The following is a 13,206-nucleotide window of genomic DNA, read 5'->3' on the forward strand; positions in this document are numbered from 1 at the left end:
ATTTATATTTACTAAAATGTGAAATAATGCCAGTTAAAATGAGTAAATTTCATCCTAATGTCTGTAATAAATTCTTCATAATAATTACGCTACGTTTGTTAATTTCTTACACTTAACATGTTTTCATAACATATTTCTTAGTGCTAACTGATTAATAATACATTTGAAATAATACGCTTACAGCGAACGTGACAATTTTTAGTTAAAAAATTCATTGAGGTCAAGCTAAATGACTTTTAAAATCACAATAATTGTACGAGGTGTATCAATGTAGTAATATGTCATGTGAATTCAAGTGATTAATTCAGATACATTTAGTAAACTAAAATGTTAATTCTTATAATCTAAATGCAAGCTAGTTTTATTTATCATACTCACAGCTATAGCATTCAAATTGCTCGTTTTAAGAGTATTACAATAGGTAATTTATGAGACATTATCGCTACCAAATTCTTAATGTTTTCACACAAGATGATTTTTCAGGCAATCCACTGTGCGTTTTTGAATCTTCAGTTGATTTAGACCAAAATACAATGCAAAAGTTAGCTAAACAATTTAATCTGTCCGAAACCGTATTTTTAACTCCATTTAAGCAAGAAGCTACTTCTAGCAATTTACAACCAGTGACGATCGATTATTCAATGCGTATTTTCACACCTTCATACGAATTACCTTTTGCTGGTCATCCTGTTATAGGTTCCTCAGTTGTCGCTTCACAACTTTTAAATGATAAAGATGAGATTAACTTTCTTTGCCAATCAGGGATAGTAACTGTCAATTATGATATCGATACAAATTATTGGACTTTGAAAACTCCCGACTATCCATTGAGCTATGAAAAATTAGTGCCTTTTGAGTTGGATAATTTAAAAAAACTATTTAATATCGATGAGTTTGCTGGAGAACCAGCCTATGTTAACACCGGAAGTGAACAGTTAATAGTACCTCTAGCCTCAAAGAAATTAGTAGATGAAGTGATAATTAACATAAACGCTACAGATATATGGCCTACTAACAAAAACGGTCGTAAAACTGCTTATTTATTTTCTTTGGACATAGATTCAAATGGTGCGCTATCTATTTATTCCCGATTTCTGTTTTTATCCGCTACAGATGCTGCAGGCGAAGATCCTGGTACAGGATCGGCATGTGCTAATTTAGGCTATTGGTTATTCAAAAATGGTTTTTCATCACCGATTAACGCAAAAGTTACTCAGGGTGTAAAATATGGTCGAACGTGCAACTTATCACTTCAGGTAAGTAACGACAAAGAAGTTCAGATTTTTGTTGGTGGAAGTGCAATTAAAGTGGCTGAAGGGAGATATTTTTTCAAATAAATAAGTCATCACAAAAATAATGGCAAGAGATAGACAAGAGGTAAAAAAAGTAGGTGATTATCTAAGAAATGGTAATTTTCGAATTATGAATTTGCGAGTGCGTTTTACTATAAATCATCTAACATAATCTGAATTTTTGAAATGAAATGATCAATTGCTGAGGCGAATTTACTCGAATATATCATAAATTTAATTTAATCTGTCTTTTACAAAACAGATTAACTAATTGTAATTAGTGATTTAGTAAATAACCGATGAATTTTTTTAAGTGGATTAATTTAAGAGATCTTTATTATAATAAGTACTATTCCTGATAAGAAGGATTGCTAATTTTCATTACTTATAAGAGTATAAGCACTAGAAAAATTTAATATGTTTAAATGGGTTAAAGTTATCAGGTTCTCCTTTAATTTCTTTCATATAATATGATACATTTGCAGCTTGAGCAAAAAGAAATCCTAAACAAATGTTCAAACCTATCCCAATCATCTTAACTACTTCATATGTTAAAATTCCCTGAAATAGTATGATAGCAAAATAATATATGATGACAATAAGTAGATGAGTTAAAAAAATTGTCAAAGCCTGTTTAGGTCTGCCTATGAATATGAAATAGATAAAACTCAAAAAAAAAGCGCCAATATTCATATTCATCCAAAATCTATCAAAAAATGTCAAGCCTTTAAATGCATTTGTATAATTTTTGCTGGTTGGCAAACCATGCGTATTGTAAAAATCAAATCTCAATTGCCACAAATTAGAATATTTCATTTTGTTAACCTTATAAATGTAGGCAATTATTATAATGAAAAATATAAAAGTGTTCAAATTCATTCAACTGAATATGCATAGACAAAGTATACTTTTTTGTGGTAGGTTATTTGTTTCATGTTAAATTATTGATATGTAATAGTTATTATATTTATCTGCGTGATAAATTTGAGACTTAATTTTTCAACCTTCTTTTTTGTTGCTGACTAAACGTAAAGTTTAAGTAAAATCCATACCACTCTAGTGCAATATTTTGCTACCTTATGAAAATTAAAAAATACTTAGTTTTGATTTTAGAAATGATTAATTTACGAATAAATTGATTTAATTAAGGAGATTTAGCATGGGAAGTTTATATATATTTGGACATCCAAATCTAGATGAAAGCTTTATGAACAAAGCAATTTTAGAAACGCTCAGACTTAACATAAGGCCTCAAGATAAAATATGGAAGTTAAGTGAACATCAACTCAAAGATGAGGATACTGAAAACGAAATTACTATCTTGACTCCATTTGATATACCCAATATACAAGTAGAGGTTGAAAAATATTCTAGTATTGTATTGGTCTTCCCGTACCATTGGTATAGTGTACCGCATATACTAAAAAAATTCTTAGACCAATTATTTACTTATGAATGGAGTTATTCTCAGTCTGGTAAAATGGCATTAAAAAATAAAAATCTCTATTTACTTACAACTCTTGGAGCTACGTATGAGGATCATATGCGTGGTGGATTTAATCATTATAGTGTAGAAGAAACACTCCTGCCTTTTAGATTAGGTGCAAATATTGGTCAAATGAACTATAGGCAACCTGGGATAATTTATGGTGATAGTACGCTTTGGGGTATTATTTGGGATAAAATTCAGCTAGAAGATAATGATACTTACCTTGACGCTCAGCGCATTAGAGTCCAAAATGAAGCATCATCTTACTTCAAAGCTATAAATGATAATTCGCTTGAGATAATACCGTTGACTAAACCAGCTAAATTTGAATAACTCATTGTTATAAAATTAATTATAATCTATATTTTCGGGCTACTTACTCATTAATTTAAAACATTACCATGAGTAATGTAGTCTAATTTTCAAAAATACACAGAATTAAATTTATAATTTTTTAAAAATTAGCAATCTTACTTTGATCATAGCAATTAAATAGCCGCTTTATTTCATATCAACTAATATCTGCCAAACTACTTTAAACTATGCTTTTCTTCCGTTTAATTGCATGATAAGAAGAGAGTAGATTAATGTAAGTAAATCAAGTACACTATAAAAATACTAATAAAATAGTCAAGTGTAATTTATATTGACGAAACTATGTAGTTTCATGGATGAACAAACAATTTTTAACCAGGTTTATCTATGAATCAAATAACTAATTTTAAATCAACTATTTCCTTTAATTCAATCTTACCAGGATTAATATGTGGTTTATTATATTTCGCAGTCGAAGCTTTATTAAGGATTTTAAACTTTAGTCACTTAATTTCACTTTTCCATATATCTGTGTGTTTAGTATTGATTAGTTATTGTGCTTGTGCCCCCTTGTATCGCCGTAATATCTCATTTTTATTTCATCTAATTATCCCAGTCTTTATATTTGTAAGTATAACTATTGTTGACATCATAAATCCCCAGGCCTCATACAATACAAATTATCCTTTGCTTTATTTCATAGGTCTTTTTTGGGGTATTTTGCAATCTGTTGGGATGGCATTTAAGAGGACTAAAAGTCGATTTAGTATATTATGGCGACATCAAGTACAACTTATTTCATTGTCTGTTTCAGTTGGGATTTTCATCGGTATTTCAGCTTATTTAGTTTTATTAATAGCCACACTAGGACAACTAATAAGTTCTAATGTGTTAATGATCATGGTTTTTATTTTTGTTAGTTATAGCTTTGAGTATTTTCATCAAGAAAAAAACTTAATAAAAACCAAAATGTTATTTCAATCACGTCTTAGTGCCTATCTCTCATTATTAATAGCTTTTATAATTGTTTTTTTTAATATTGTAATCATCAGTATTGCAAAAGATTTTCATAATGCACAATTAACATTACCTATTTCTTTAGAGTTTTATCTTTACACTTTTTATGCTTTAATCTTGTTGGGAATAGTCCTGACGCCAATACCTACTTATCACAATTCATTGAAGCGTAGTATAAATCAACGTATATGCCAATTCATTTTTTTATTATTGCCAGTTAGTTTTTTCTCATTAACTTGGCTATTTAGCTCATACTATGCCATTAATGGTTTAACAAAAACAAGTTTTTGGTTTATGCTAGTTTGCTATTCAATTTTTTTTCCAACTGTTCTAAATAGCTTTGCGATTATTAGACAAAATATAATACAATTACGAACATCTGCTAGTACACAGTCCCCTCATCATAAGGGAATTTTATTTAAAGAGTGCTTATTTAAACTTAATCTTTTTTACCTTATCTGTTTAAGTATTTTATTATATCTTTTAGCGATTATACCAAACCTAGTTAATACAGCAGTTGTGGTAAGCCAAGTTGATCGTATTGTTGATGCTAAAACAGAAATTAAAATTGATTATGACTTATTTCAGTTTCAAACTGGCCAAGAGGGAATTGATGCACTTAATAATTTGGCATCTTATACACTAAACGACTATCATGCCAAAACTAGCTTAAATTATGAAGCACTTAAAAATAACCCTGTAATCAAGAATAACGCTTTTGTTGTACATTCCCAAAGTACTATCATTGATAATAAGAACTTAAAAACTCATGAAAATTATCAACTAGATAGTTTAAGGCTTTATCCAAACAATGCTCATTTACCTAAAGATATCTATCAGAAAATTGCAGAGTACCTAACAACACAAACTGATTTGTACTGTATGAAACAAAAATCTGATTATTTAGAAATGAATCAAGGGAAAATTTGGCTAGTTGATAAGCCAACTTGTTTCATACAGAGTATTCATCCTAACAAGTTAGACAAATCATTTACTGTTTATGCTATTTATGGATATGAAAATGCTTATCAAACAGCGCAACCTTCACTATACTTAATTGTTAATAAACAAACTAAAGAAATACAAAAATTTGAGATATCTCATATCACGCAACTATATGATGACTCAGTAGCCTATAGAGTAGATGACAAGAACCCAATTAAAACACCTGAAGCTTATGAACGCCTCATATCAAAACATTTTAGATTTATTCAATCGCAATTCAAACTTGTTGAGATCGGCGGCAAGATTTTTGCTATTAGCGATAAAAAACCAGACGTATCAGATGCGATAGAGGTCAATCATGAATAATGTGCAAACATTTCTAAATATGGATAATGAGTTCAATTTTCAGAGGCTAAAATGCATTTTGGCTGCGCTGACTTGTTTTGTAGGGTTATGGTTTATTTTAGAACCATTGATTGTTAATTATTACACTCTACAATCAGGGTATTCATACTTAGCGCTTATCAGACTTGCAGTTATCGTATTTATTTCTAATGCATTTTTTTTAATTCCTCAGGTTATAGAGCAAAATAAATTAATCCCATACTTAAAAGTATTTGTGACAGCGTCACTTATAGCGTTACTTGGCTCGTCATTATTTTGGCACAGAATACTGATAGAAAGCACATCATATATTAACTATGTGTTACTCGCTCTTGGTTTTTTAGTGATCAACATGATTCTTTTACCCTATGGTCAACTTTGGGTACGTAACTTAAACCCCTTTAAAAATTATACAGAACTAGCTTTTATTGCTTGGCAAAATTATATTCAAATAGCAGTATTTAAATTATCTGCATTATTCTTAATTCCAATTATTTCACTGGGTCTTAGTGTTTTAATCAAAGATACAGAAACTAACATTACTAATATACAGATTTTTTTAGGTGTATTAATTTTATGCATTATCATTCTATCTACAACAGTAAAGAATATTATCATATTGAAATTACTATCCTTTCAATTTTTTACTATGCGAATTATATTAATTATTTCTTGTGCTGTTCTTACATTACTACTATTGACATACTTGATTTCACCCAACCTAGACTATTCAGATGCTAGTGTGATTAGTTGGCAATTACTAACTATAACAATCTTGATAACAGCACAAGCAAGCTTAAATAGAATTACTTCAGATAATAACTTCGCAAATAAAACCAGTTTGAAGCTATTATTTTGTTCAGCTGTGTTTTGCATGGCCCTATTCTCATTTATACAAATTGTACTAATTTTTCAAAGTGAAACATTTCTTTTTCTTGACCACGCTGCAATTGCAAGATTAACTTTAACAGTACTTACAGCCATATTTACGATACCATATGCAATCATTTTTTTATTTAGCTTATTAATAAAACCTAATAAACTTATTGATCGCTATCAAAATTCTCAATCACATGCTTTAAATTCTTTTCAAGCCAAAAATTCAAACCAAAATATCATGTGGTTAAGGCAACTTGTAATAATCAAAAAAATTGAAATAGTGAATATTATTGGCTCGCTTAGTATTGTTATAGTGTTGTACTTGTTAATGAATCCCTTTTATACCCTTAATAGTTTTATTGCTAACTATCACGTTGAAAGGCTATTAACGGGTAAAACAGAAATAAAATTTTTTGATTATCGACTACTCACAGTTGAATTGGGCAAGGAAGGAAAAGAAGCCTATGCTACGATTTTAGATAAAGCTAAAGCAGCTGGTTATAAAGATATTGATTTACTGGAAAATAAACTCAATCAAAATCAATATGAGGGGAATGAAGCGATATATGAACGTTTAGAAGATGAGTTATCACTAGTTGAATATTATAAAAATGATATCTTTAAAGACATAGATGTATTCCCAAAAGATACGGTTATTGATAACAAAACTATGCAAGCGCTTCGTCAATATATACAAGAATATTTTTATTTGGATTTTTGTCAGTATCATCCAAAATTCCCAGAAACACCATTAGAATCAAAATGTACTATTCACAAACTGACAATAGATAACCAAAATCCAAATAGAGTGATTTATGCAATAACGAATCTTACCCCAAAACTTAAAGATCGAATGTTACAAAAAACAATATTTGTTCAAATTAATGATAAAGGCGTAGCGACTGCACTTGATAGTGCTGAGCTTGCAGATTGCAAACAAAATAAGCTCGAAGTAGTATCTGACTATGAAGAACTAAACCAGTACAATAAAACCCTAATGGAAGATTTTCGAACCTTTGACAATCCATTTTATACATTGATTAGTTACGATTCAATTTCAATGTTTAATGATGTATGTGAGACTTTGGAGCAGTAGAACCTATAATGACTATCACATAAGTGGTGTGCTTTGGTCACAATCCTATTTCGCTTGTAATGCTTAAGGTTCAACAATAGAAAAACTTAGATCGTAAGTACAATCTCAAGAAACCCTAAGTTTTCGCCTTTATATCCCAGCACGATTAGGTGAGGGTTTAGGGTCAATTTTTCAAATAACTTTTCAATACAATGCCCGCGCTATCTATAAATTAACATCAACAACAGTTCTTCCTCGAATCTGACCATTTAAAATCTCAGGGGCAATTGTAGTGACCTCTGATAATCCGATTGTTTTAGTCGTTAACGCTAATTTATTGAGATCTAAATCCTGTGCTAATCTAGCCCATGCTTTTTCTCTTATTGCGATTGGTGCATTAACAGAATCTATGCCAGATAGTGTGACATTTCGCAGAATGAATGGCAATACACTGGAAGGCAAATCCATTCCCTGAGCCAATCCAAATGCTGCAATAACACCACCATAATTAGTTTGAGCAATAGCATTTGCTAACGTATGACTACCAACCGAATCAATTACCCCTGCAAATCGTGGTTTAGAAATTGGTGCCCCTGGCTGACTTAAAGTTTGCCGATTAATAACTTCTACTGCACCTAATTTTTTAAGGTAAGTCGTTTCTTCCATTCGTCCTGTTGATGCAATAACTCGGAATCCTAATTCTGTAAGCAAAGCAATAGCTATAGAACCTGCCCCGCCACTTGCTCCTGTTACTAATATATCTCCACTATTTGGACTAACATGACCATGTTCAAGCGCTAAAATTGCTAGCATGGCTGTGTAACCTGCAGTACCAATTGCCATAGCATCTTTTGTAGAAAACTTCGATGGGATCTTAATTAACCAGTCACCATTTACCCTAGCTTTTTGAGCAAATCCACCATAATGTGTCTGGCTTAGCTCAAATCCATTAGCAATTACTTTATCCCCAATATTAAATTTTGAATGTGATGTTTGAATTACAGTGCCTGCGAAATCTATACCTGGTATCATTGGAAATGAACGAATAATAGGTGATCTACCTGTAAGTGCTAGCGCATCTTTATAATTTACTGTTGAGTACTCTATCGAGACAGTAACATCACCCTGCATTAGTTGTTCCTCCTCTAAGAGCACAATTTTGTTTTCAATTAAACCTTCAACTTGAGATGAAAGTAATGCTTTAAACGCCATAAACTTGTTCCTTTTTTGGGATGTGCCTAACTTACAAGCTATTAAAATAGCTAGTGCAACAACATTTTGAAAATAGCTAACACTGCTTAGATGCTTTTAATGTCCTAGATGTTTTATTCATCTACAAGTATCTTCTTTTCGGGATGATAACAATATTTTTATGCACGCAATACAAGTACATTTTTACAAGTATTTCAATCATATTTTGAACTCATCTTATTATTTCCTTACTTTACATCATTCTCTGCCTTTCGATTTTATCTAAATCAGTACTGAGATCAAACATAGATTATGCTTAATTGGCTATTTGTTTAAATTTATATTAGCATTTTTTGAGATATATCATAAACGTAAAATGCGGCATACAGAAAATATGACACGAATCCATGTACTTATATTTCACACTATAGTCAGTATATCAGTTTAGCTTTTACCTAATACATATTGGGGTTACACATTCCTAAAGAGAATTTTATAAATTTATCAGTTAGTTAATTAAAAATTGAGTTTACCACCCTATTCAATTTATCCTGCAAATGTGAAATTTATAAAATAGACTATGTTGCCAGTGTTAATTCCCCTTTTACCATTTAATGGGTTGCAGAACAAAACAGCAAAGTAATGCTCTTCTCACAATGAATCTGGAAAATGCCACTAGCTAACAACTTATAAATAAGGTTAATAGCAAGATAAGCCAACGGGTCAATCAATTTGGTTTTGGACAAATAGATTTATAATGTAATGATAAATTTGACTTAGTTACTATGAGACTTTTAGATATTTAAACAGCTTGTTCGGGATAACTATCATTTAACAGCTAATGAATTTAATTCTAAGCGTCTCAATCGCTTTAATAAAGCCGTGATACCTACAGGAAAAATTTTAGCTTTAAAAACTCAATGTCGGGTTCAAGGAGAAATACATGATGCTGGCATAGTTGTATCATTATTTTAAAAAGGTAAACGATAAATTTATCTGCATAGAATTTTCTGATGGTATCTATTTGGGATGATTACAGGCGGTTACGATATGAGCCCGGAATAAACAGTTCTGTGAATGCATTACCTGCACCATAAACCCAAATAACCTGTATAGGTTTTAAGGATTGCACCCTATTGAAGTAAGTGAATACATCCGAGACATTATGAAATTAGTTCAAAAATAAAAATGCAATTTACGTTAGGATCACGTATTAATGATGCTAATTATTTATTACCTCTCATTTTATTATGATGGTTAATTTGCAGTATATCTTTTTAAGGTTACGGCATAATATCATAGCAGATTGAAAAATCTTTTTGTTCACATGCGAGGATAAAATATTCACGTGCTTTCCATGGATCACTTTGTACTCCCAACCCTCTTAGATAAAAAATCCCTAAATTGAATAGCGCATTTGCATGTTCTTGTGCAGCGGCAAGCTGAGTATAATGCACAGCACTCTTATAATCATTGTGTTCTGAATAATATAAACCTAATGCATATTGCGTTTCAGCATGGATTAACTTGATCTCGTGTAATAAAAAATCAAATCCTTCTTGTTTATCAATCTCTTCACCTTTTAAACCTATTGTATAAATATGCCCTAATTCATTTAAAGTTTCAGCATTTCTTTGCGCCGCAATTCCATTTAATCCTGTTAGTGTTTTATCGCTTATATTTGCAGAAACACTCAAAAAAGGGCAAAGTAAAAAACTTGAGAGAATAATTTTTTTTATGATCGTTACCATGATAAACCTTTTTTACGTTTTAATGCCTATACTAGATATCTACAGATATTAAGTAGTACCAACTAATATTCCATTATAATTATATATCATAATCATTCGATTAGACTGTTATATTACTTACAAAGCAATCTATATAGCAGCAATAGGTCATGTTAGATAGAATTATTTACAGGGTCTACTAAACAATCTGAAAATGACATTTTCCATGTTAATTCAGTTGCGCTTATTACTTGATACCAACTTTCAGCTCGACTTAATTTTTTGTTTATCAATTTTATTTCAGCATGTTCAAAGGTATACACTTGAAAAGCATTTTTAGCCAAATTAATATCGATTCGTTTAAACTTTTTCATTTATCTCTTCTTATAAATACAAAGATAATCTTGTGGTTTAATCTTATCCTTGTAGGTGGAAGAAGCCTATTACATCAACTAGCATCTTCACTTCTTTTATCTTTGTAATCCAGCCATTAAAATAAATTTATGGCTGATAATCCTCATATTCCCAAGCAAAGTACCTTGATAGTTTCTGAGCTGTTTCAATCCAAGTATCACAAGTACAATTTTCAATACATTTGTTGATGGTTTCCGTTATTTCATCCAGATCATATTTACGAACCAATAACATATGCTGTATCAATTCAGGTTCCCAATGGTTCTTACAAAGCCATTCAGGGGTACAGATTAACACATGAAAATCATGACCGCCTATTTGGTCTTCAGGACCGACACATAATCGAAACCATAAGCCAAAACAACTGATTTTATTAGGTTGATACGTTTCTGGTGTGAATTGGGCTGAAGTAACACCTAAAGATTTAAGTTTTGCTTTCATTTAGTTATTCCCATATGACCCTTGCCTATTGGCTTCCCATTTTTTAATGTTTTAAAATTAGCTTGAATTCCTGTCGGATTCAAATTTTGTGGTGCATTAGGCTTAGATGTTGGATAACGATATATACGTGTACCATCAGCACTTATTTGTCCCTAGCCATCACTAAGTAATCTAGCTCCATCACCTACCCAAATTGCACCAGGACGATCTGCCTCTTCTTTAGTTCCAGAACCCACACCATAATTCAGCTTTCCGTTACTACCATTTATAACTGGCTCTAATTTTGGGTCTTGTTTGGCTATGTTGTCTAAATCTTTATTATTCGTAAGGTGAATAATCCTCAAACTCCCAAGCAAAAACGCGAGAAAGTTTTTGAGCTATTTCCATCCAATTTTCACCGTCACATAGATCAATATAGTTGGTGATAACATTCTTTATTTCTTCTAAATCATATTGACGCACCAGTAATGTATGGCGCATAAGTTCAGCCGTCCAATGGTTCTTACAAAGCCATTCAGGGGTACATATTTGTATTGAAAAATAATCCGAACCGGTTTCATTTGCAGGACCTATATTTAAATTTACGAATAATATAAAACAATTTTTTTCTTCAGGTTGATAATCTTCTAACGTAAATTTGGATGTATCAACCCACATGCTATTTAGTATTGCTTTCATTTTATTATCTCCATATGTCCGTTACTTACAAATTTTCCATTATCGAGATGAACAAAATTGGCCTGGACTCCGGTAGGATTTAAATTTGGGGGGGTATTTCGTTTGTAAGCTGGAGATCTGTTGATTCGAAGACCATCAGCATTAACTAAACACCCTGGACATCCTTTTTTGATCTCCTACTAATCTAGCTCCATCACCCACCCATATTTGTCCTAAGCGATCCGCATATCCCTTCGTACTAGCAAAAAAATAACCCATTGACATTCAAGTTCAAATCATAATTTTTTACTTCAATACATATTTGAAGGCTGTACAAATCTGGTCGCGTACTTTCCTGTGTACGATATGGCACTTCTTAATTATTAAGGTGGCTTACTTTTAGCCCGAAATCATCAGGTAATTATTTGCTGAGATAAGCTTTAGTTAGTAAGCTGATTACTAATATCTGTCATCAGTTGCTTTTCATCTAATCTTGATGGTTATTTATCTTTATCAATGATGGAATCTAATGATTGATGTGCGTTGTTGATTATAGCGATCTAGTGCGGCAATATATTGTACCTTAAGTAGCGTCACTAGCACTATCTAGATCTAAAAAGCAATAAAATATCTCCGCTTGTTAGTGGGACTAAATTAAATTCCTAATTCAGTTAATTCTTTTTTTATCCATAATTTATGATTTGATATGATTTTTAGATAATTTTCATCAGAATAGTACTCATTTCCCCCTATGTCATACTACCTGTCCACTGATAACTTAATCATGATAAGGACAGACAAATGAGTAAATTTACCGTAGAATTCAAAGAAACAATTTTGACAAAATTATTGGATGGTGATTATACAAGCATCACCGCATTAGCCCAACACTATAATATCTCAACAAGCACGCTTTACAAATGGCAAGCAGAGATTAAATCAGGATCGAATGATAACATTATGAAAAATAAAAAAGCCCATAAAAATACAAGCAATAAAACTAAATCATCGATCCCTGTTAATAAGCTGACTGAAGCGCAGAAAAAACTCAATATCATCATTGCTACATCGACATTAAATGAAGCAGAATTAGCAAGATACTGCAGAGAAAATGGGTATGATATTGCCATGGTTAAGTCGCTCTTGAGTGAATGTGTAGAAGCACTTGCCATGAAAGAAATGAATGTGATTGCTGAGAGCCATAAATTAGCTGAAAAAGATAAAGAAATCAGCCACTACAAGAAAGAACTTGACCGTAAAGACCGAGCCTTATCTGAAACAGCTGCGTTATTGGTACTCTCAAAAAAGGCCAAAGCCATTTGGGGGGAAACGCAGGAAGATTAATCACCTGTGAAGACCGCCAAATGGCTATAAACA

12 protein-coding genes are annotated in these 13,206 nt (G+C 31.5%); 5 read left to right on the top strand and 7 right to left on the bottom strand.

Annotated elements, in window-relative coordinates:
• Window positions 1-428 precede the first annotated feature (428 nt).
• A complete protein-coding gene (locus tag BMW37_RS12310; RefSeq protein WP_093321635.1) occupies window positions 429-1,337 on the top strand; it encodes a PhzF family phenazine biosynthesis protein in 909 nt (302 codons plus the stop codon).
• Between the two features lie 357 nt (window positions 1,338-1,694).
• On the opposite strand, the gene BMW37_RS12315 is transcribed toward BMW37_RS12310, so the two are convergent.
• Complete coding sequence (locus BMW37_RS12315) at window positions 1,695-2,108, bottom strand: DUF2628 domain-containing protein (protein WP_177168665.1); 414 nt, start codon at window positions 2,106-2,108, stop codon at window positions 1,695-1,697.
• Window positions 2,109-2,451: 343 nt separating this feature from the next.
• On the opposite strand from BMW37_RS12315, the gene BMW37_RS12320 reads away from it, so the two are divergent.
• From BMW37_RS12320 to BMW37_RS12330, 3 genes are all read left to right on the top strand, one after another.
• On the top strand, window positions 2,452-3,114 hold the full coding sequence (locus tag BMW37_RS12320; RefSeq protein ID WP_093321640.1) for an NAD(P)H-dependent oxidoreductase: 663 nt from the start codon (window positions 2,452-2,454) through the stop codon (window positions 3,112-3,114).
• A gap of 702 nt (window positions 3,115-3,816) precedes the next feature.
• The gene (locus BMW37_RS12325; protein ID WP_143047652.1) at window positions 3,817-5,424 is read left to right on the top strand and encodes a hypothetical protein; all 1,608 of its coding nucleotides are present in this window, start codon (window positions 3,817-3,819) and stop codon (window positions 5,422-5,424) included.
• A gap of 106 nt (window positions 5,425-5,530) precedes the next feature.
• Window positions 5,531-7,417, top strand: coding sequence for a hypothetical protein (locus tag BMW37_RS12330; protein ID WP_143047653.1), 1,887 nt, complete (start codon window positions 5,531-5,533; stop codon window positions 7,415-7,417).
• A 204-nt stretch (window positions 7,418-7,621) separates the two neighbouring features.
• On the opposite strand, the gene acuI is transcribed toward BMW37_RS12330, so the two are convergent.
• The 6 genes from acuI to BMW37_RS12360 form a co-directional block, all read right to left on the bottom strand.
• Window positions 7,622-8,608 (bottom strand): acrylyl-CoA reductase (NADPH), encoded by a 987-nt coding sequence (acuI, locus tag BMW37_RS12335; RefSeq protein WP_093321648.1) that lies wholly within the window; start codon window positions 8,606-8,608, stop codon window positions 7,622-7,624.
• A 1,262-nt stretch (window positions 8,609-9,870) separates the two neighbouring features.
• Window positions 9,871-10,338: a tetratricopeptide repeat protein gene (locus tag BMW37_RS12340; RefSeq protein WP_093321650.1), complete on the bottom strand. Its 468-nt coding sequence runs from the start codon at window positions 10,336-10,338 to the stop codon at window positions 9,871-9,873.
• A 152-nt stretch (window positions 10,339-10,490) separates the two neighbouring features.
• The gene (locus BMW37_RS12345) at window positions 10,491-10,691 is read right to left on the bottom strand and encodes a hypothetical protein (RefSeq protein ID WP_093321653.1); all 201 of its coding nucleotides are present in this window, start codon (window positions 10,689-10,691) and stop codon (window positions 10,491-10,493) included.
• 127 nt (window positions 10,692-10,818) lie between these two features.
• A complete protein-coding gene (locus BMW37_RS12350; protein ID WP_093321656.1) occupies window positions 10,819-11,172 on the bottom strand; it encodes an immunity 8 family protein in 354 nt (117 codons plus the stop codon).
• A 152-nt stretch (window positions 11,173-11,324) separates the two neighbouring features.
• The gene (locus tag BMW37_RS15620) at window positions 11,325-11,516 is read right to left on the bottom strand and encodes a hypothetical protein (RefSeq protein WP_245711069.1); all 192 of its coding nucleotides are present in this window, start codon (window positions 11,514-11,516) and stop codon (window positions 11,325-11,327) included.
• Window positions 11,491-11,850 (bottom strand): immunity 8 family protein, encoded by a 360-nt coding sequence (locus BMW37_RS12360; protein ID WP_093321659.1) that lies wholly within the window; start codon window positions 11,848-11,850, stop codon window positions 11,491-11,493. The genes BMW37_RS15620 and BMW37_RS12360 overlap by 26 nt, the downstream gene beginning before the upstream one ends.
• 780 nt (window positions 11,851-12,630) lie before the next feature.
• Between BMW37_RS12360 and BMW37_RS12365 the strand changes: the two genes are divergently transcribed.
• Entirely contained in the window at window positions 12,631-13,173 is a 543-nt protein-coding gene (locus BMW37_RS12365; RefSeq protein ID WP_093321663.1) for a transposase, read from the top strand.
• Window positions 13,174-13,206: the final 33 nt, after the last annotated feature.

It is taken from the genome of Thorsellia anophelis DSM 18579, assembly GCF_900111395.1.
Classification (GTDB): domain Bacteria; phylum Pseudomonadota; class Gammaproteobacteria; order Enterobacterales; family Thorselliaceae; genus Thorsellia; species Thorsellia anophelis.